Origin of the sequence: Lachnoanaerobaculum sp. Marseille-Q4761 (genome assembly GCF_017565785.1) — a bacterium.
Taxonomy (GTDB): domain Bacteria; phylum Bacillota; class Clostridia; order Lachnospirales; family Lachnospiraceae; genus Lachnoanaerobaculum.
In genome coordinates this window covers 983930-1004684 of sequence record NZ_JAGEKB010000001.1, presented here as the reverse complement: position 1 = coordinate 1004684, position 20755 = coordinate 983930, and the positions used below count along the sequence as shown (strand labels likewise).

General features: G+C 39.9%; 17 protein-coding genes, 10 tRNA genes, 3 rRNA genes and 1 other RNA gene. 5 read left to right on the top strand and 26 right to left on the bottom strand.

Annotated features, from left to right (window positions below; all coding sequences use genetic code 11):
- Positions 1–297: 297 nt before the first annotated feature.
- The 3 genes from J4O15_RS04660 (at position 298) to J4O15_RS04650 (ending at position 1319) form a co-directional block, all read left to right on the top strand.
- Positions 298–371, top strand: a tRNA-Pro gene (locus J4O15_RS04660).
- Positions 372–441: 70 nt separating this feature from the next.
- Positions 442–840: a pyridoxamine 5'-phosphate oxidase family protein gene (locus tag J4O15_RS04655; protein WP_208099872.1), complete on the top strand. Its 399-nt coding sequence runs from the start codon at positions 442–444 to the stop codon at positions 838–840.
- A 107-nt stretch (positions 841–947) separates the two neighbouring features.
- Complete coding sequence (locus J4O15_RS04650; protein WP_009221029.1) at positions 948–1319, top strand: hypothetical protein; 372 nt, start codon at positions 948–950, stop codon at positions 1317–1319.
- Positions 1320–1434: 115 nt separating this feature from the next.
- Here J4O15_RS04650 and J4O15_RS04645 read toward each other — a convergent pair whose 3' ends face one another.
- The 16 genes from J4O15_RS04645 to J4O15_RS04575 all read right to left on the bottom strand — a co-directional run bounded on the left by J4O15_RS04645 (position 1435) and on the right by J4O15_RS04575 (position 8980).
- Complete coding sequence (locus J4O15_RS04645; RefSeq protein ID WP_208099871.1) at positions 1435–1584, bottom strand: hypothetical protein; 150 nt, start codon at positions 1582–1584, stop codon at positions 1435–1437.
- A gap of 66 nt (positions 1585–1650) precedes the next feature.
- The gene (locus J4O15_RS04640; protein ID WP_208099870.1) at positions 1651–1881 is read right to left on the bottom strand and encodes a transposase; all 231 of its coding nucleotides are present in this window, start codon (positions 1879–1881) and stop codon (positions 1651–1653) included.
- 279 nt (positions 1882–2160) lie between these two features.
- Positions 2161–2355 (bottom strand): hypothetical protein, encoded by a 195-nt coding sequence (locus J4O15_RS04635; RefSeq protein ID WP_208099869.1) that lies wholly within the window; start codon positions 2353–2355, stop codon positions 2161–2163.
- A 68-nt stretch (positions 2356–2423) separates the two neighbouring features.
- Positions 2424–2496 (bottom strand) — tRNA-Lys (locus tag J4O15_RS04630).
- A gap of 13 nt (positions 2497–2509) precedes the next feature.
- Positions 2510–2582, bottom strand: a tRNA-Phe gene (locus J4O15_RS04625).
- A 3-nt stretch (positions 2583–2585) separates the two neighbouring features.
- A tRNA-Met gene (locus J4O15_RS04620) sits at positions 2586–2659 on the bottom strand.
- Between the two features lie 49 nt (positions 2660–2708).
- Positions 2709–2790 (bottom strand) — tRNA-Tyr (locus J4O15_RS04615).
- A 40-nt stretch (positions 2791–2830) separates the two neighbouring features.
- Positions 2831–2903: transfer RNA gene (locus tag J4O15_RS04610), tRNA-Thr, on the bottom strand.
- A 58-nt stretch (positions 2904–2961) separates the two neighbouring features.
- Positions 2962–3034: transfer RNA gene (locus tag J4O15_RS04605), tRNA-Val, on the bottom strand.
- 35 nt (positions 3035–3069) lie between these two features.
- Positions 3070–3143, bottom strand: a tRNA-Asp gene (locus J4O15_RS04600).
- Positions 3144–3378: 235 nt separating this feature from the next.
- A 23S ribosomal RNA gene (locus J4O15_RS04595) occupies positions 3379–6267 on the bottom strand.
- Positions 6268–6476: 209 nt separating this feature from the next.
- Positions 6477–6549 (bottom strand) — tRNA-Ala (locus J4O15_RS04590).
- 3 nt (positions 6550–6552) lie between these two features.
- A 5S ribosomal RNA gene (gene rrf / locus J4O15_RS04585) occupies positions 6553–6670 on the bottom strand.
- 72 nt (positions 6671–6742) lie between these two features.
- Positions 6743–8384, bottom strand: a 16S ribosomal RNA gene (locus J4O15_RS04580).
- The 16S, 23S and 5S rRNA genes sit together here with 8 tRNA genes alongside, the layout of an rRNA operon.
- Positions 8385–8440: 56 nt before the next feature.
- Positions 8441–8572: a hypothetical protein gene (locus tag J4O15_RS16130; protein ID WP_279545634.1), complete on the bottom strand. Its 132-nt coding sequence runs from the start codon at positions 8570–8572 to the stop codon at positions 8441–8443.
- Positions 8573–8892: 320 nt separating this feature from the next.
- Positions 8893–8980, bottom strand: a tRNA-Ser gene (locus tag J4O15_RS04575).
- A 493-nt stretch (positions 8981–9473) separates the two neighbouring features.
- Here J4O15_RS04575 and tnpA point away from each other — a divergent pair.
- Positions 9474–9902: an IS200/IS605 family transposase gene (tnpA, locus tag J4O15_RS04570; RefSeq protein WP_156791601.1), complete on the top strand. Its 429-nt coding sequence runs from the start codon at positions 9474–9476 to the stop codon at positions 9900–9902.
- Positions 9903–9955: 53 nt separating this feature from the next.
- A complete protein-coding gene (locus tag J4O15_RS04565; protein ID WP_208099868.1) occupies positions 9956–10195 on the top strand; it encodes a hypothetical protein in 240 nt (79 codons plus the stop codon).
- A gap of 14 nt (positions 10196–10209) precedes the next feature.
- Here the strand turns inward: J4O15_RS04565 and J4O15_RS04560 are convergent, their stop codons facing one another.
- The 10 genes from J4O15_RS04560 to ffs all read right to left on the bottom strand — a co-directional run bounded on the left by J4O15_RS04560 (position 10210) and on the right by ffs (position 20712).
- Positions 10210–11931, bottom strand: coding sequence for a [FeFe] hydrogenase, group A (locus tag J4O15_RS04560; protein ID WP_208099867.1), 1722 nt, complete (start codon positions 11929–11931; stop codon positions 10210–10212).
- Positions 11925–13757 (bottom strand): NAD(P)-binding protein, encoded by a 1833-nt coding sequence (locus J4O15_RS04555; protein ID WP_208099866.1) that lies wholly within the window; start codon positions 13755–13757, stop codon positions 11925–11927. The genes J4O15_RS04560 and J4O15_RS04555 overlap by 7 nt, the downstream gene beginning before the upstream one ends.
- 272 nt (positions 13758–14029) lie before the next feature.
- On the bottom strand, positions 14030–14635 hold the full coding sequence (locus tag J4O15_RS04550) for a regulatory protein RecX (protein WP_208099865.1): 606 nt from the start codon (positions 14633–14635) through the stop codon (positions 14030–14032).
- The gene (gene recA, locus J4O15_RS04545; RefSeq protein ID WP_009220224.1) at positions 14632–15801 is read right to left on the bottom strand and encodes a recombinase RecA; all 1170 of its coding nucleotides are present in this window, start codon (positions 15799–15801) and stop codon (positions 14632–14634) included. The genes J4O15_RS04550 and recA overlap by 4 nt, the downstream gene beginning before the upstream one ends.
- A 184-nt stretch (positions 15802–15985) precedes the next feature.
- Complete coding sequence (locus J4O15_RS04540) at positions 15986–17356, bottom strand: exopolysaccharide biosynthesis polyprenyl glycosylphosphotransferase (protein ID WP_208099864.1); 1371 nt, start codon at positions 17354–17356, stop codon at positions 15986–15988.
- 159 nt (positions 17357–17515) lie between these two features.
- A complete protein-coding gene (gene dusB / locus J4O15_RS04535; protein WP_208099863.1) occupies positions 17516–18478 on the bottom strand; it encodes a tRNA dihydrouridine synthase DusB in 963 nt (320 codons plus the stop codon).
- Positions 18475–18897, bottom strand: a complete 423-nt coding sequence (locus J4O15_RS04530; protein ID WP_208100269.1) for a GtrA family protein — start codon at positions 18895–18897, stop codon at positions 18475–18477. The genes dusB and J4O15_RS04530 overlap by 4 nt, the downstream gene beginning before the upstream one ends.
- A 2-nt stretch (positions 18898–18899) precedes the next feature.
- Positions 18900–19268, bottom strand: a complete 369-nt coding sequence (locus J4O15_RS04525) for a DUF6145 family protein (RefSeq protein WP_208099862.1) — start codon at positions 19266–19268, stop codon at positions 18900–18902.
- Position 19269: 1 nt separating this feature from the next.
- Positions 19270–20238, bottom strand: a complete 969-nt coding sequence (gene pfkA / locus J4O15_RS04520; RefSeq protein ID WP_009220229.1) for a 6-phosphofructokinase — start codon at positions 20236–20238, stop codon at positions 19270–19272.
- Positions 20239–20449: 211 nt separating this feature from the next.
- An RNA gene (gene ffs, locus J4O15_RS04515) (signal recognition particle sRNA large type) lies at positions 20450–20712 on the bottom strand.
- Positions 20713–20755 lie beyond the last annotated feature (43 nt).

The following is a 20755-nucleotide window of genomic DNA, read 5'->3' as shown; positions in this document are numbered from 1 at the left end:
ACTTATGAGCCTTGATAATCCAATATCAAATGACTATTTTTGATACATAGGGATAGTGCACCCTTTTTTCAGGTGATTTTCCAACTTACAAACGAGATAGCTTTATAAAACAATTATCTTGTAGGCTTTTTAAGCCAAATCTACTGTGGTGAATAATTCAGGTTAAATAATGTATTTTTAAATCGGTATAAAATTTTGCTTTCAAATTTTAAATTTTAAATTTATCTACAAATAAAGAATTTTCCGGTTGGCAATCTACAAAAAATCTTATATAATAGGCGATGTAGAAAATAATCACGGGATGTGGTGCAGTTTGGTAGCACACTTGACTGGGGGTCAAGAGGTCGCAAGTTCAAGTCTTGTCATTCCGATTCGTAAAAGATGGCTTAGATAGGTGGTGAGATGCCTATTTAAGTCATTTATTGTATATAGGAGGTACATATGGAAAGAGTATTTGAATTTTTAAAAAGAGCAGGAATATGGTATCTGGCAACAGTTGATGAGTATAGCAACCCGCAGGTTCGCCCCTTTGGAGCCCAAAATATCTTTGAAGGTAAATTATATATAGAGACCGGGCTAAAAAAGCAGGTTGCAAAACAGATGCTGGCTCATCCAAGGATTTCAATAAGCGGTATGGTGGAAGACAAGTGGATAAGACTGGATGCGGATGCCGTGTATGATGAAAGATTGGAGGCTCAGGCGGCGATGCTTGAGGCAAACCCAAACCTAAAGACTATGTATGCGGTAGGAGATGGCAATACAGCTGTTTTTTATCTAAAAAATGCAAAAGCAAATATCTGCAGTTTGAATAAAGAACCCGAAATAATAGAGTTTGGATAATTTTTCTAAATCTTAAACTAAAATCAATTTACATAATATCTATAATATGATAGAATCAAGCCAAAATAATTGCTGAAAGCAAGCATAATAGAGAGGAGATAGAACGAATGAGTAGAAAGAATGATTTTTATTTATTTTTCTGGAGTGGACTTATCATGATGGTAGTAGGTTTGTTCTTCTTATCGCAAAAGGTGACTGTGACCAATTCCTTCTGGGGCGGAGGTATGCGTCTGATGGGTATGTATATTAACTCGGGGATTGTAATGGTACCATTTATCTTTTCTTTGATTTGGTTGTTTATAAAAACCAATATGGCTTCAAAGGTAGCCTTGGTACTGAGTGTTATCTTGATTTTAGCAAGCCTGATACAATCAACCAGATTCTATATTCAGTACCTGTCACTTTTTGACTGGGTAGTGATGCTGGTGCTTATTTTCGGAGGTATGGCATTTATAGCCAAGAGTATGCTTATCAAATAATAATACTTTATAAACACAAAAGGGATTTGAGTACTGCATTCAAATCCCTTTTACAATATCTAATTATCTTCATAATCTCATCTTTTAAATTCATATTATACCTTGAATATTTTATTTATACTTCATAAAGTGGTTTAATACGACCTTCTTTTATTAATTCTTCAACTTCTTCATTCGTTAATTTAATAGGGTATAACAGCATAGATAACCTGTCTAAATAATCCTGATAAGACTCTTTTGCCTCTCTTATCTTCTCTTTTTTCATTACACTTCCCCCATATTATATTACTACTAATTTTAAGTTTTTTCTCAAGTATTTTACCAACTAATATTATAACAGTTCCTTTTCCAAGTCAAAGTCTAAACCTATCTTATCTAAACTTATTTCTCTTGCATCAAGTTCTGTTCTTAAAATATCTAAAACCTCATAGTACGCCAACGCTCTTCCACCTTTAAAGCAATCTTCCCTATCTTCTTTTGAGTCTCTTGATGCTTCTCTTGCTCTTTCTGCTATTCTTTCTACAATATAAGCTATCCCCTCAATACTGATATTCTCTACCATATTCCCCTCTTTTACTCAAATATTTTTAACAGTTCTTCAATAGTATCTGTACTTTCCTCAGCTCTTCATCCGAAGAAATTCTCCTATAATTATAAAAATAAATCCTATTTTTATCACTTTCCATCATAAAGCATTTCATACTAATATACAAATCTCTTAAATCGCTCCGAAACCATTCTTGATTTAATGTCGTAATATTACTTAGGTAAAACAACTACTTGATTATCCCAAATAATAACATTGGTTATATATTCAGTCTCTTCCCTCTTTAGAGTAAGCTCATGTGATTGAACCATATGATTTTTTAATTTTATTATCTTCTTCAACAATTTCAAACACCTCAGGAGGATACAAATAATCTTCACCACTGTCATCTATAACCCTATACCAACCTCGCTCTATAGATATAACATCATAGATTTTATCATTAGTTAATATCAAAGCCTCTGCTTTACCAAGCCACCTAACCTTCATTCCTCATTCAACTCTCTTAAATACAAAAAAAGACTCAAATAGATATATCTACTTAAGCCATAAAATCGTGAGACACCCGGGACTCGAACCCGGGACAACTTGATTAAAAGTCAAGTGCTCTACCACCTGAGCTAGTATCCCATAAAAGAATAAATGCCTTGAACCGGAATCGAACCAGTGACACGAGGATTTTCAGTCCTCTGCTCTACCAACTGAGCTATCAAGGCATATTGCGGGGACAGGATTTGAACCTGCGACCTCCGGGTTATGAGCCCGACGAGCTTCCAGACTGCTCTACCCCGCGACAACTATATTCAGAATAAAACTCACTCTTGAAAAGAGTGACTGAACAATGGGGGAAGGTGGATTCGAACCACCGAAAGCAGTGCTAGCAGATTTACAGTCTGTCCCCTTTGGCCTCTCGGGAATTCCCCCATAACTTATTAAGTTCTTTACTTTTACTCCGAAGAGTAAAAGCCGATAATCGGACTCGAACCGATAACCTGCTGATTACAAATCAGCTGCTCTGCCAATTGAGCCATATCGGCATGTACACTATACTAACATAAGGTTAATACAATGTCAATACCATCTTTTCCAAGATGATGGGACCTACAGGGCTCGAACCTGTGACCCTCTGCTTGTAAGGCAGATGCTCTCCCAGCTGAGCTAAGATCCCATATATAAACTTAAAGGCTGGAATACTTTAAGTAACGACCCGAATCGGACTCGAACCGACGACCTCCGCCGTGACAGGGCGGCGCTCTAACCAACTGAGCCATCGGGCCATATCTTTTTGAATAAAGGCAATACCATGAACTTACTTCATAAATTCAAGTACGCTATTTTCTAAGCTCGTACTTCGCTTGTACTTACCAAGAAAAATGCACCTTCAAAACTGCCTACCAAACTGCATTTCTTACTTAGCTAAAACTTTGTTTAAAACTTAGTAAGAAAGCACATCTCAAATTCACTTGTAGATTTGATGATGTTTCCGATTATATACATAAATCTTCCTATCTTTTGGTTAAACCCTCGACCTATTAGTAACCATCAACTTAATACATTACTGTACTTACATCTTGGCCCTATCTACCTCGTAGTCTTCAAGGGGTCTTACTGTTTTCACATGAGATATCCCATCTTGAGGGGGGCTTCACGCTTAGATGCCTTCAGCGTTTATCCCGTCCCGACATAGCTACCCTGCCATGGAGTTACTCTCCAACAGGTACACCAGCGGTCAGTCCGTCCCGGTCCTCTCGTACTAAGGACGGCTCCTCTCAAATATCTTACGCCCACGCCGGATAGGGACCGAACTGTCTCACGACGTTCTGAACCCAGCTCGCGTACCGCTTTAATGGGCGAACAGCCCAACCCTTGGGACCTGCTACAGCCCCAGGATGCGATGAGCCGACATCGAGGTGCCAAACCACTCCGTCGATGTGAACTCTTGGGAGTGATAAGCCTGTTATCCCCAGGGTAGCTTTTATCCGTTGAGCGATGGCAATCCCACTTTATACCACCGGATCACTAAGTCCTACTTTCGTACCTGCTCCACCCGTCGGTGTCACAGTCAAGCTCCCTTCTGCCTTTGCACTCTTTGAATGGTTTCCGACCATTCTGAGGGAACCTTCGAGCGCCTCCGATACTCTTTCGGAGGCGACCGCCCCAGTCAAACTCCCCGTCTGGCATTGTCCCCCAACCGGTTCACGGCTGCAGGTTAGAAATCCAGCAATACAGGGGTGGTATCCCAACGGCGACTCTGCATAAACTGGCGTTCATGCTTCAACGTCTCCCACCTATCCTGTACGAGTATTACCGAATCCCAGTACCAAACTGGAGTAAAGCTCCATGGGGTCTTTCCGTCCTGGCGCAGGTAACCAGCATCTTCACTGGTACTTCAATTTCACCGGGTGCATTGTTGAGACAGCGCTCAAATCATTACGCCTTTCGTGCGGGTCGGAACTTACCCGACAAGGAATTTCGCTACCTTAGGACCGTTATAGTTACGGCCGCCGTTTACCGGGGCTTCAATTCAAAGCTTCGTTTCCTGACTTCTCCTCTTAACCTTCCGGCACCGGGCAGGCGTCAGCCCATATACTTCACCTTACGGTTTCGCATAGACCTGTGTTTTTGCTAAACAGTTGCTTGAGCCTTTTTTCTGCGACCACTCTTTTAAAGTGGCACCCCTTCTCCCGAAGTTACGGGGTCATTTTGCCGAGTTCCTTAACAATGCTTCTCCCGCCGGCCTTAGGATTCTCTCCTCATCTACCTGTGTCGGTTTGCGGTACGGGTACATATAATGCAATAGCGGCTTTTCTTGACGGCTCCCTATCCGACTTCCCTACTAACTTTCGGTACGCATCACGTTTTCCCTTTGCATGGTGGTTTTGCCTCCCATACAGGTACTTCGCTTACCCCGGTTTTTGTCCTCCCGGGTTCGGTTTTTAGTCTCCGTGTCCCCACAGTTCTGATTATATGTAGTACAGGAATCTGTACCTGTTATCCATCGACTACGTCTTTCGACCTTGCCTTAGGCCCCGACTTACCCTGAGTAGATCAGCTTTACTCAGGAAACCTTAGATATTCGGCCAAGAGGATTCTCACCTCTTTCTCGCTACTCATTCCGGCATTCTCTCTTCTTATTACTCCACCACTCCTTCCGGTATGGCTTCTACGCTTATAAGAATGCTCCTCTACCAATGTATTACTACATTCCCAGGCTTCGGTGTTGTGTTTAGCCCCGGACATTTTCGGCGCAGGACCTCTCGACTAGTGAGCTGTTACGCACTCTTTTAATGTATGGCTGCTTCTAAGCCAACATCCTAGCTGTCTTTGAAATCCCACATCCTTTTCCACTTAACACACACTTTGGGACCTTAGCCGTAGGTCTGGGCTCTTTCCCTTTTGACTACCCAACTTATCTCGTGTAGTCTGACTCCCGTTTATCATCTAGCCGGCATTCGGAGTTTGATATCTCTTGGTAGGCTTTGACGCCCCCGCAAGAATTCAGTGCTCTACCTCCGGTAGACTGTTAACGAGGCTAGTCCTAAAACTATTTCGAGGAGAACCAGCTATCTCCGGGTTCGATTGGAATTTCTCCCCTATCCACACCTCATCGCCACCCTTTTCAACGGATGTGCGTTCGGTCCTCCATTCACTTTTACGCAAACTTCAACCTGGACATGGATAGATCACCCGGTTTCGGGTCTACACATACTGACTTAACTCGCCCTATTAAGACTTGGTTTCCCTTCGGCTCCGTATCTTTAATACTTAACCTTGCCTGTACATGTAACTCGCCGGACCGTTCTACAAAAAGTACGCGGTTCACCTTGCGGTGTTCCACAGTTTGTAAACATAGGGTTTCAGGTTCTTTTTCACTCCCCTCCCGGGGTTCTTTTCACCTTTCCTTCACAGTACTATACGCTATCGGTCACTGACTAGTATTTAGCCTTGGGGGGTGGTCCCCCCTGCTTCCCACAAGGTTTCTCGTGTCTCGTGGTACTCCGGATACTGCAGGATTTTATACATTTTCCCTTACACGGCTCTCACGCTCTTTGGCCCGCTTTTCCAAAACGGTTCAGGTAATATATCTTTCTCCTTTTGCAGTCCTCTACCCCGCAGTGCACGCACCACGGTTTGGGCTCTTACGGTTTCGCTCGCCACTACTCCCGCAATCACTGTTGTTTTCTTTTCCTCCGGCTACTTAGATGTTTCAGTTCACCGGGTTCCCTTCTGTATGTTATGTATTGGCATACAGATGCTTGGAGTCCTTCCAAGCGGGTTTCCCCATTCAGACATCTGCGGATCACTGAATATGTGCTTCTCCCCGCAGCTTTTCGCAGCTTGTCACGTCTTTCTTCGGCTGTCAGTGCCTAGGCATCCACCCTACGCTCTTTATGTTTAACCTCTTAAATCATATAGATTTAGTGTTTGTATGACACTAGCGTGTATCATACACTATGTTTAAAATTTATTATTGTTATTAAAATATTAATTACTTTCGCAATTAATACCTCGGATGTCTAATTATAAAATATTTATATAATTTCTCGTTTGGTATGCAGTTTTCAAGGTACATTTGTGCCAAAGAAGTTTTTTGTTAAGTTCTCTGGCGATGGAGATGGAGAGATTCGAACTCTTGACCCCCTGCTTGCAAGGCAGGTGCTCTCCCAACTGAGCTACACCCCCATAAATTGGCATCCACCTACTCTCCCATATCGTCTCCAATATAGTACCATCGGCCGACTAGGTCTTAACCATCGTGTTCGGAATGGGAACGGGTGTGTCCCCTAGACGCATCGACACCAATAATGTTTTATTTAGTTTTAAACCTTAGTAATCTAAAACTAAACAGTACTCACAACCCCTACTAAATCCTTAGAAAGGAGGTGATCCAGCCGCACCTTCCGATACGGCTACCTTGTTACGACTTCACCCCAGTTATCCTCCCTGCCTTCGGCAGCTCCTTCCCACACTGCTAAACACAATTTACTGCTATTCTTTATATCATATAAGTATACTCGTTCATAAGCCTTGCGGCTTACTCTCTCGTATCCTTATCACAGCTTTATGTTTACCAGTGTGGGTTAGGTCACTGACTTCGGGCATTGATGACTCCCATGGTGTGACGGGCGGTGTGTACAAGACCCGGGAACGTATTCACCGCAGCATTCTGATCTGCGATTACTAGCGATTCCAGCTTCATATAGTCGAGTTGCAGACTACAATCCGAACTGAGACGTTATTTTTGTGATTTGCTTGGCTTCGCAGCTTTGCTTCACTTTGTTTACGCCATTGTAGCACGTGTGTAGCCCAAATCATAAGGGGCATGATGATTTGACGTCATCCCCACCTTCCTCCGGATTATCTCCGGCTGTCTCGTCAGAGTGCCCATCTTAATGCTGGCTACTGACGACAAGGGTTGCGCTCGTTGCGGGACTTAACCCAACATCTCACGACACGAGCTGACGACAACCATGCACCACCTGTATCCCTTGTCCCGAAGGACTAGTCTCATTACAAGGCTATTCAAGAGTATGTCAAGATTTGGTAAGGTTCTTCGCGTTGCTTCGAATTAAACCACATGCTCCACCGCTTGTGCGGGTCCCCGTCAATTCCTTTGAGTTTCATTCTTGCGAACGTACTCCCCAGGTGGAATACTTAATGCGTTAGCTTGCGGCACCGAAGAGTTTATCTCTCCGACACCAAGTATTCATCGTTTACTGCGTGGACTACCAGGGTATCTAATCCTGTTTGCTCCCCACGCCTTCGAGCCTCAACGTCAGTTGTCGTCCAGTAAGCCGCCTTCGCCTCCGGTGTTCCTCCTAATATCTACGCATTTCACCGCTACACTAGGAATTCCGCTTACCCCTCCGACACTCAAGCTATACAGTTTCCAAAGCAGTTCATGGGTTGAGCCCACGCCTTTCACTTCAGACTTGCATTGCCGTCTGCGCTCCCTTTACACCCAGTAAATCCGGATAACGCTTGCCCCCTACGTATTACCGCGGCTGCTGGCACGTAGTTAGCCGGGGCTTCTTAGTCAGGTACCGTCATTTTCTTCCCTGCTGATAGAGCTTTACATACCGAAATACTTCTTCACTCACGCGGCGTCGCTGGATCAGGGTTTCCCCCATTGTCCAATATTCCCCACTGCTGCCTCCCGTAGGAGTTTGGGCCGTGTCTCAGTCCCAATGTGGCCGTTCACCCTCTCAGGCCGGCTACCGATCGTCGCCTTGGTGAGCCTCTACCTCACCAACTAGCTAATCGGACGCGGATCCATCTTATACCTATAAATATTTTACCCCTGCACCATGTGGTGCTGTGGTCTTATGCGGTGTTAGCGGAAATTTCTCTCCGTTATCCCCCTGTATAAGGCAGGTTATCCACGCGTTACTCACCCGTCCGCCACTAAGTCTACCTAAATTCCATCCGAAAACTTTCTTTAAGCAGCTTCGTTCGACTTGCATGTGTTAAGCACGCCGCCAGCGTTCATCCTGAGCCAGGATCAAACTCTCATATAAAAGTTTAATCTAGCCTTCTCGCTAGCTTGCATCTGTTTTCACAGATCTACTGTTTTTTAAGGTTGTTCTATCGCACTCGTTTCACTAATACGAAGAACTAGTTTTTCACTAAGATATGAAACAAGCTTTCGCTCGTTTTCATCAAGTGAAAAATGCATCTGAAATCTCATCATATTTATATGTAACACCATCGTCTCGCTACGCTCGACGAGGTGCGCTATTTTTCTAAATTCAAGTTTCGCTTACGCTCACTTTCACTAAGAAAAATATGCGAAATATGCAAATTTTCAGGGTTGTGTGTACTGTTTAATCTTAAATTATCAAGGTTCATTGCTTTGCTGTTTGAAACAGCTTAGCTATTATATCAAGTTCATTTTATCTTGTCAACAACTTTTTTAAATTATTTTTAAGTTTTTCTGAACTTTTTATTGCTCTTCCTGAGCAACTTAGACAGTTTATCATGTCATTTTTATCTTGTCAAGAACTTTTTACTTTTCTAAACAAGAAGCGGAGAAGGAGGGATTTGAACCCTCGCGCCGGTTGCCCGACCTACACCCTTAGCAGGGGCGCCTCTTCGGCCTCTTGAGTACTTCTCCTCATTTGCTTTCTTTCGCAATGCCTAGACATTATACAAGAATATTCCTCTTCTTGTCAACTACTTTTTTAATATTTTCAAAACTTTCCCATTTTTTCGTTATAGTCGAGCTACTATATATCTTGTGTCTTTTAATTTTATAATCCTTGCAGCTCTTAACTCTTTCATAAAATCAAGTTTCAAATCAAGCAGCCTGTGACCTACAACTCTCTTTGCCTGATATTTTCGAAGATTGTAAAGATATTTTTGAATCTGACAAACATCTGTTTCTTACTCTACTCGAAAATCACATTGACCTTGATGAAATTATTCCGATTTCTTTTTACAATCATTACTTTACAAATATTAATAAAACCTGAAATATAAATGAAAAAAGCTATTAATCCCCCATCTGAGATGGGGGAACCGGCAAAGCCGAAGCGTTACTTAGAGTATTAAAAACTCCTATGCTATAATGATATTGGTTTCGCAGGCCATATCAAAGCATAGGAGGTATCCAAGTGGATAATCAAAGTATAACACATACACGTTGGAATTGCACTTACCATATTGTTTTTATACCAAAATACAGAAGAAAAATCATGTATGGAGAAACAAAAAAAGATTTGGTGGAAATAATAAAAAAGTTGTGTGAGATGAAACAGGTAAAGTTGATAGATGGAAGAGTATGTATAGATCATATTCATATGTATATAGCAATTCCACCAAAAATAAGTGTATCGGAATTCATGTCATATTTAAAAGGTAAAAGTGCATTAATGCTATTTGATAGACATCCTGAGTATAGAAATAAATGGGGCGATCGTCATTTTTGGGCAAGAGGATATTATGTATCAACAGTAGGAAATGTAAATGAAGAAACAATCTTGAAATATATTAAGGAACAAGAAGAAAATGATAAGGTAGCGGACGGAAGAAAGTAGAAGAGCCTTCTTTAGGAGGCTACCGATAAAAATGGTACTGCGAAATCCCGCCCTTGGCGGAACCGGAGAAATACCCCGGAGGGGTTAAAATTAAACCCCCATTTGAAATGGGGGTTGTTAACTTGAATTTACCATATAATCCCGTTCCAAAAAGGACAAAACAAGAGAATTCTTTATCAAATATAACAATACAAGGAGATGCCTCAGAAAGGCACCTCCTCAGAAAACACAATAAATATTATATACCGATTTTACAAAACACTTATTCAGCCAAATTAAATATTCACATATAAAACCTTATGTATGATTACTCATGTACATGCAACAATGCATGTGATTTATGTGAGAGCGGCTTTTCAAAATATTCATTATATAGAGCAATAATATCTCTATTCTCATGTGAATACCTTATTTCAGACTTCTCATCCAGGAAGTAGAGTTTCTTTCCTCTGTTAAATGCAAGTTCATAGCCATCCTTAACAGGCTGACCGCCACCGCCTACGCAACCGCCGGGGCATGCCATTACTTCCACGAAGTCATACTTCGCCTCGCCTCTTTCAATCTTGTTCAAAAGCTTTCTGGTATTTCCAAGTCCACTCACTACAGCAATATTAAGTTCTATATCGTCTATCTTAAACGTTGCCTCTATAGTTCCGTCATTTTCCTGGAACGCCTTACTTCTGACAGGTTTGAACGCATCTGCAGGAGGATTTTCCTTCTTAATAACGCTGTATGCGGTTCTAAGAGCAGCCTCCATAACACCTCCGGTAGTACCGAATATTACTCCTGCTCCCGAATAATCTCCCATAGGTCTGTCAGCTACCACATCTTCAAGACTCTTCGGATCTATATGCGCCGCTCTTATCAAACGTGTAAGCTCTCTTGTGGTCAATGCAATATCTACATCATGACCGGCATATTCTCCATGGAAGAATTCCATCTCTCTTTCGCCTTTTTTAGCCACACATGGCATAATGGAAACCGATACCATATTTTCAGGCTTTACTCCGATTTTTTCAGCAAAATAAGACTTCATTACAGCACCGAACATCTGCTGTGGAGATTTGGCTGTTGAAAGAGACTTTGTCATTCTCGGATATTGTGATTTTATAAATCTTACCCATCCCGGACAACAGGATGTGAACATAGGTCTGTCACCAATCAATCCGTTAGTATACCTATGAACAAATTCATTTGCCTCTTCCATAATTGTAAGATCTGCTGAGAAGGAAGTATCAAATACATAGTCTGCACCCATCTTCTTTAATGCATCCACTATCTTTCCAACTGTAGCATCCTTATCCTTCAGTCCAAAAACCTCACCCCAAGCTGTTCTAACAGCAGGTGCTATCTGCACAACCACTGTCTTTTCCGGATCGGCAATAGCCTCCCAGAATTTTGAAGTATCGTCTCTTTCACTTAATGCACCCACCGGGCAATGTGTTATGCACTGTCCGCAAAGAGAACAGTCTGCTTCTTCAATCTTTTTATATCCGGTTACATTGACCGTCGTTCTTGCTCCGGTTCCATGTAAATCCCAAACACTCAAGGTCTGCATCTTGTCACAAACCTGTATACATCTCATACATTTAATGCATTTGGAAGAATCTCTTATAAGCGGAAAATTTTTATTCCACGGCTGTTTTTCCAACTCAACGGCAAAAGGTATCTCAAGTATGTTTAAATCATTTGCAACTTTTTGAAGTGAACAGTTTCCGCTCTTTGCACATATTACACATCTGTTATCATGCTGTGAGAGTATCAATTCCACTGTTTTTATTCTATCTCTGATTACCTTCTTACTGTTTGTAAAGATCTCCATACCCTCTTCACAAACATTATTGCATGAGGTAATAAGCTTATCTTTACCCTTTAATTCAACAACACATACTCTACATGCCGCTATTTCATTCAAACCTTTTAAGAAACATAATTTTGGAATATCTATATTTATACTTGCAGCCGCTTCCATAATAGTAGTATTTTCTTTTACGGAAACAGGTACATTATCAATAGTTAAGTTTACCATATACTCTCCCTACCTCCTTTGAAAATACCGAAGCCGAAGTGATCGCATCTTAAGCATCTGCCTGCTTCTTGCTTTGCTTCTTTTTCCGTCATGCAATTTTCAACGCCTTCAAAATCAAGAACTCTTTCACAAGCCTCTCTCTCTGTCAGCTCCACTCTGCCACAAGGACTCTTATCTTCAAGACCTGCTTCCGGTATCACTACATCTACACTTATCTCGTGATGGTATCCCAAATATTCATCAATATTTGCCGCTACCACCTTAGCCGCACCGATTGCCTTTATAACTGTGGAAGGTCCGCTGGCACAGTCGCCTCCGGCAAAAACTCCCGGCATTTCCTTAAATGCACCTGTAGAATCTGTAATTATCTTTCCATTGGATACAGGGATTCCTGCTTCTTCAAAATGCTTTGTTTCTATATTCTGACCTATTGCTACCACAAGTATATCGCACGGAATATAAACATCTTCCTCACCTGTTGCCTTTACACTTGCTCTTCCGTCTTTAATAGCACTGATCATTTGAGGCTTTACATACAGCCCCTTTATATTATTATTCTCATCCACATCTATAGCAGAAGGTGCCATAAGAGTTCTAAGCTCTACTCCCTCTGCAACTGCCGCCTCAATCTCAGCCGGCAATGCGGTCATATCCGCAACTCTTCTTCTATATGCAATACTTACCTTCTTTGCACCCATTCTCTTTGCGGTTCTTACCGCATCCATGGATACATTTCCTCCACCTACGATACAAACATTTTTGCCTGTAAGATCTTTTATAATATTTTTACCTACATCACGCAAAAACTCTACAGCGGAAACAACACCTGTAGCATCTTCATGCTCAAGACCAAGCTTCTTATCCGTACTTGCACCGATGGTTATAAGTACCGCATCATAGGCATTTCTTAAATCATTAATAGAGATATCCTCTCCGATCTTAAGACCATGTTTAACCTTAACTCCGGTCTTTAAAATCGCTTTAATATCATCATCAAGTCTGTTCTTTGGCAATCTGTAATTTGGTATACCATATCTTAACATACCGCCAAGTTCCGGTAACATCTCATATACTGTTGTCTGATGTCCCATAAGTTGCAAAAAGTATGCCGCACTAAGTCCACCTGGTCCGCCACCGAGTATTGCAACCTTCTTACCTGTAGACGGTGCACATTTGGGAGGATCCACTTCTCCCGCAAAATCTGCAGCAACTCTTTTTAAACCACGAATATTGACCGAATCATCCACCATATTTCTTCTACATCTGGCTTCACATGGATGTTCACAGATAAAACCGCAAGTAGTAGGGAACGGATTGTCTTTTCTTATCAATCTGACAGAATCCGCATATCTTCCTTCTTTTATCAAGGCAATGTATCCGGGTATATCTACCTGAGCAGGGCACAGGTTTACACAAGGCACAGGCTGATTATATGAGCATGTACATCTTCCATGTGCTATATGTTCGATATAGTCATCTCTATATCCTATAATACCCTTATACACCATATTTGCCGCTTCATAGCCTATGGCGCAATCTGCTGATTCCATTATGCTAAGGGCAGTCTTTTCCATCAGCTTCAAAGACGCCATGCTACCCTTACCATCCAATACATTTTCAATCAGCTTTTCAAGTTGTCCAAGCCCAATCCTGCATGGTACACATTTACCACAAGTTTGAGCATGAGCCAGTTCCAAGAAGGCTCTTGACATATCAACCGGACAAAGTCCCGGAGGAGATGCCTCGATTCTTCTTTCCAAGTTTTTGTACAGCTCCTCCATAACAATTCTGGCTCTACTTGGGGAGACGATTTCTAATCTACTCATACCTCTTACTCCTAGAATTATTTAACCGTTTTATCGGCAGCTTTAATATATGCAAATATCTCACATATATAGATTTTAAATTGTATATTTCATGAAATAATAAGAGAACATATCTTTATATTTATTTGATACGAACTTTATGCTTACATTATATACTTTTTTTATTATTTTGATAATACTTTTCTGAAAAGTAGTTTATTTAACAATTATGTTTGTTATTTAACTACCGTATCACCCTAATAATCTTACAAAAAATGACACTTCCACAGGCATTATTCGCCTATAGAAGTGTCATTTATTACATCTTTTATCTTTTGATATTTAAATCCCTGTCTCATTATTGAGGCTATTATCTTTTGTTTTTTTTCCGTTTCATCAGTTTCAAAATAATGTTTTTTATTCAGGAGCTTTTTAATCATAGGTATTTCGTCTACAGAACAGGATTCCAAAGCATTGTCTATGATTTCTTTATTTATACCCTTTTCCATCAGTTTATACTTTAATTTCAGCTTACTGTATCTGTTCTTATAGGTATTAATATACCTCTCGGCATATCTTTCATCATCTATATAACCGAATTTCTTAGCCTTTTCTATAGCCTCTTTTATGGCTTCTTCAGGATAAAAAGAGAGTCTTAGCTTTTTTATTATATCATTTTCCGATTTAAATGACTTTTCCAATATATGCAAAAGTCTTGCAAAGGCTCTCTTTTTTAGTATAGGGTAGACTGTTATATAATATTCCTCTTCGGATATTTCTCTGCCGACAGTGATATCCATTCTCCTTATTTCACCATTATAAAGAGCAATACTCTCACCGTCGAGAAAAATAATTTTACTTTTTTTAGTATTTAAAGGAATGATATCACTTATAATCAATCTTCTTCCTCAAGTTCTATTCCATTTGTTTCTTCAATATCATTCTCTATCAATGAACCGTCAAACTCTTCATCTTCCACATCATCTACCGAATCATATTCTATCTGCTTATCGTCATTTTCGGACGTTGTCTTAAAGGTTTCTCTAACCTGCTCTTCTATTTTTTTACAAATCTCCGGATTGTCCATAAGGAATTTCTTTGCATTCTCCCTGCCTTGTCCTATCTTATTGCCTTCATAGGAATACCATGCACCACCCTTGTCTATAACATCACTTGCAACAGCCAAATCAAGTATTTCTCCTGACTTTGATATACCGAGTCCGTACATAATATCAAACTCCGCCTCTTTAAACGGCGGTGCCACTTTGTTTTTAACAACCTTTATTCTGGTCTTGGTGCCTATCAGTTCTCCACCCTGCTTTATCTGCTCAACCTTTCTTACATCAAGTCTTACAGAAGCATAAAACTTCAAGGCTCTACCTCCGGTAGTGGTCTCAGGGCTTCCAAACATTACTCCTATCTTATCTCTGAGCTGGTTTATAAATATGACGATACAATTGCTCTTGCTTACTATACCTGTAAGTTTTCTAAGCCCCTGACTCATAAGTCTTGCCTGCAAGCCCATATGAGAATCTCCCATATCGCCCTCTATCTCACCCTTTGGTACAAGTGCCGCTACAGAGTCTACTATTATAATATCAACAGCACCTGATCTTACCATGGTCTCTGTTATTTCCAAAGCCTGCTCTCCGTTATCCGGCTGTGATACATATAATTCATTTATATTTACACCTATTTTTTCCGCATATGCCGGATCAAGTGCATGCTCCGCATCAATAAATGCGGCGATTCCTCCAAGCTTTTGTGCTTCGGCTACCATATGAAGTGCCACTGTGGTTTTACCTGATGATTCAGGACCGTAAACCTCTATAATTCTTCCCTTTGGAATACCGCCTACGCCGAGTGCTATATCAAGTCCAAGTGAACCTGTAGGTATGGTTTCTACATGCATATGTGTATTTTCATCTCCAAGCTTCATTACCGAGCCCTTACCATATGCTTTCTCTATCTGTGTCAGCGCAGATTCAAGTGCTGCCTGCTTCTCGCTTTTTTCCATTACTTTTTTTATTTGTTGTGTTGTTTTGGAACCTTTTTCCTTCTTCATTACAACCTCCATCGAATGTATGTTCTTGTTTTATTGTATATGTTTAATTCGGGTTTGTCAACATATGAATAGAATAAACAGATTTTTATATTATTACGAATCTTTATAAAAATAGAATTTGTCATGTGCATTCATTGTATCATAAAAAAAACAGGATTGCATTAAATACATCCTGTTTTTCAAACTATTTAGTCTTACCGTTTGCATTGATTTCGCCTTCACCTACGCCCTCTGTGGACTCTTTCATAAACAAAACCTTCGGAGTCAAAACTATCAGAATAAGATCCATCCATATACTGTAGTTTCTTATATAGTGCAGGTCAAGTTTTAATTTATCATATGGAGTTGTATTATACTTTCCATGTACCTGTGCATATCCTGTAAGCCCCGCCTTCATCTTAAGTCTCATGGAAAACTCCGGAAGCTCCTTCATATATTCCTTTGCAATTTCAGGTCTTTCCGGCCTTGGTCCCACCAAGCTCATTTCACCCTTTATTATATTAAAAAGCTGTGGAAGTTCATCAAATCTTGTTGCTCTTAAAATTTTTCCAACTCCGGTGATTCTGTCATCCTCTTCTCCCGCCAGCCTTGCTATACCGTCCTTCTCAGCATCCACACGCATGGTCCTGAATTTATATATTTCAAACAGCTTGCCGTTCAAGGTCAATCTGACCTGTTTATAAAATACCGGTCCTCTGTCTGTAAGGTATATTGCCGTAGCAAATATCAAAAACAACGGTAAGGTAATTATTATCCCTATTATACTGACTACAATATCTATAATCCTCTTTACCACCATTTGGTCTATTTGCAGTCCTTCATTTCTGGAAAGCAATATAGGAGTATCAAACAAATTTAAATTGATCGAAGTTCTCACCAATATATCACTTATCTTAGGTATCATATATACCCTTATACTTGAGTCATAGCATTTTTTTAAAATCAGATTTCTCTCATGTGACGGTATATCACCTACAACTATTCCCTCATACTCCTCAGCCTTCTTCATTATATCATCAATACCGGCATTTATACTCATTACACCGCCGATAATGTATTTATCATCTCTTGCACCTATCTTTTCCATTATGGAAAACACAGGTCTGACACCATATACTACAAGAAGTCTTCTTGGCGGAAAGAAGTTGCTGTATATCCACTGAAACAAAAAAACCCAAATACATACCAATACAGCATCTACTGTGGTCAAAAGAATAAATGATACCGGTGAATGAAACTTTTTATCCACCAATGCCAGTATCAAATACCCTATTGTATTTGCTATAAAAAGCGACAGCATATGGGAATATATTATATTGCCTCTTTTCAGATAACCGATTTTTAATCCGCCATATGTTTGTAAAAAGAAAAACAACAGCGCTCCATACATTGCCGCCAACAGCCAGATTCCTCTCCTCCAGAATCTGACTTCTATTTCTATTATATTATTCAGATAAAACTGCCATAATGCCCAGTAAAGTCCAACTTCAATAAGCAATATAATAGCTGCCGAGCCGAATTTTACAACTCTCTTATACTCTTCTTTTCTATTCATATCTCCTCCACTTGAGATGTAAAATAGATATGTAAATTTAATTGCCGGTAAACTCTAATACCCCAAATTTATATAAAATATTACATTCACATACTCTGCCACTATTGTACCATATTTTTCTGTATTTAATTAATAATTTTGTATTAAAAATTAAATGCATTATACAGTTCTTAACAAATGTTCCAATTCATTATAACTCTCAATATGATTTACCCTGTCTCTAAGTGTGGATGAACCTTTCATACCATGAGTGTACCATGCAACATGCTTTCTCATCTTTCTGACAGCCATAATCTCGTCATCATACTCCATTTGAAGCCTGCAATGTTTTAAAATCATATCTATCACTTCATCTTTGGCAGGTTTTTCTACCGTTTTAGAACAAAAATAATCCCTTATCTCTCTAAAAATCCAGGGATTTCCTCTTGCCGCTCTGGCAATCATTATTCCGTCACAACCGGTATATTCATACATTTCCTCTGCACTCTTACCGTCTGTAACATCACCGTTGCCGATTACAGGAATATTTACAGCGGACTTTACAGCTTTTATAATGCTCCAATCCGCCTTTCCGGAGTAATACTGCTCTCTGGTTCTGGCATGCACCGCTATGGCACTTACACCTGATGCCTCAGCTATCTTTGCTATCTCTACAGCATTTATATTATCTTCATTAAATCCTTTTCTTATCTTTAGGGTAACAGGCTTTTTTACACTTTTTACAAGTTTTGAAAGTATCTCCTCCACAAGCTTAGGATTTTTCATAAGTGCGGAACCCTCACCGTTATTTACTATCTTCGGCACAGGGCAACCCATATTAAAATCAAATATATCAAAATCTCTGTTTTCTATTTGAGCCGCAATCAAAGCTATTATATCCGGGTCCGAACCGAAAAGCTGCAATGCAACAGGATGTTCATCTTTATCAATTTTCATAAGAGGTTCGGTGTTTTTATTTTTGAAATAAATCGCCTTTGCACTCACCATCTCGGTTACAAGCAGTGATGCTCCCATTTCCTTACATAAACGACGAAATGGCAAGTCGCTTACACCTGCCATTGGTCCTAGGCACAATCCGCCCTCTATATTTATATTTCCAATTTTAAAACCCTTTAATTTCATTCCTTATTCTTTCTAAAAATAAACAGCTTTGAAAAAATATAATTAAGAATAACTACAACCACACCGGAAATAATTTTTGAATATATGGAATTTACCTTTAATAAATCCACTCCGACATACATTATTGCCATATCCAAAAGACCTGTAGACAATCTTGCCGAGAAAAATGCAATCAGCTCCTTTATTACCTGCTCTATCTCAAGTGTTTTACTTTTAAACACCCATATTTTATTTGTTATGAAAGCAAATATAACCGCTGCCACCCATGCTATACCGTTGCTGAGTATATTTGATAAAAGAACATGGTTAAATAAAATATAGTATACCACTATATTTACAAATGTTGTAAGCACCCCGAAAATGAGATACAGCAAAACACTTTCATATTTTTTTATATAATATATTGTTTTATCAAGCATATTCACTCTACATGCTCTCCCAAAATAATCATTCTATAAAATAATTCTAATTGTGACAATAGTTCTTCCTTCTTTCTCTGATATGAACTTATCTTCAGACCGCTCTCTATCTCATCAAAGTAAAAATCTCCGTCATCAACTCTTACGCAGAATTTTAAATCTCCCGAATTGTCAAATTCCAAAGTGAGTATGCCTCCTGCCTCCTCGGCAAAAGACACACACATTATTTTTAATTCATTCTTTATTTCTTCCGGAAAAAGATTAAATTTTTCATTGAAATAATACTTCTGAACATAAGAGCTTGCCCCGCAAAGGACCATATTTTCACTGTTTGCCCAGTCATAGTCATATCCGTTTATTTTTTCAGACATATTATCTTACCAACAGCTTGCTTATTCTGAATTGATCTTCCGATATGTCCTTAGTCATTGCCAATGCTTCTTGAATATCAAAGTCTACATACTCACCGTTTTTATATGCAACAAGTCTGTTTGACTTTCCTGCTATAAGAAGCTCCACTGCCTTTGCACCCATAATTGATGCATAAACCCTGTCCTTACATGTAGGCGCACCGCCTCTTTGCATATAGCCCAGTATTGTGGCTCTTGTTTCAATTCCTGTAGCCGCCTCTATTCTCTTTGCCATAGAGGTTGAATGTCCTATACCCTCGGCATTGATTATGATATGATGCTTTTTTCCACGCTTTCTGTTCTCTATAATCTTATCTATAAGCGCCTGCTCATTGCCGTCATATCTCTCAGGCAAAAGAACATCTTCGGCACCGTTTGCAAAACCGCACCAAAGTGCAATATATCCTGCATTCCTTCCCATTACCTCAATTATTGAACATCTCTCATGTGAGGTGGATGTATCTCTTACCTTATCAATAGCATCCATTGCAGTATTTACCGCTGTATCAAATCCTATTGTATATTCTGTACAAGCTATATCAAGGTCAATGGTTCCGGGTATTCCTATTGTATTGATTCCAAGTGCCGAAAGCTTTCCAGCACCCTGGAATGAACCGTCACCACCGATAACAACCACACCGTCTATACCATGTTTTTTACAGATCTCGGCACCCTTTTTTTGTCCTTCCGCTGTTGTAAACTCCTGACATCTTGCAGTATAGAGTATTGTACCTCCTCTGTGGATAATCTCGGATACACTGGTACTTTCCATATCCACTATCTCTTCCTGCAAAAGTCCCGCATAACCTCTCATTATTCCCTTTACATTCAATCCATTGTGAATCGCTGTTCTGACTACCGCTCTTATAGCCGCATTCATTCCCGGTGCATCTCCACCGCTTGTCAGCACACCTATAGTTTTTATTGCCATATATTTCCTCCTATTAAAACGGATTTCCTCTTCTATGTATAAAATTTATATAAGATATCTTCATAATTAAATCTATATAAATGTCTACATTATTTTATATTAACAAAAAAAATTTTTCAATAGCACTGTCATTAAATTAACAAATACTATTTTATAAAATCAAAGAGCATTATCAAAAAATCTGAACAGATTTCTTAATAATGCCCTTTATACGCACGCCTTGCTTCGAATGCCATTCACAAACGCTACTAAAGCAGTTAGCTCTGTGGCGGCTATCTCACGGCACATGAAAGGTCCTCCTTAGTGCTGCTACATTCCTGTCCTGACACGGTTCGAAAGTTTCCATTGCGTGGGGACCCCCACTTCAACACCACTTGCTTTAGGCTGCTAAGCAAATGAACACCCTAGGCAAGACATCACCCCTACTAAAGCGGATTGTAGGTACAGGACACCGCTATCTCCCCGGCTGTGCATTAACAAGTATACTTGTTATCATCTGTATTTGTCAAATGATTTT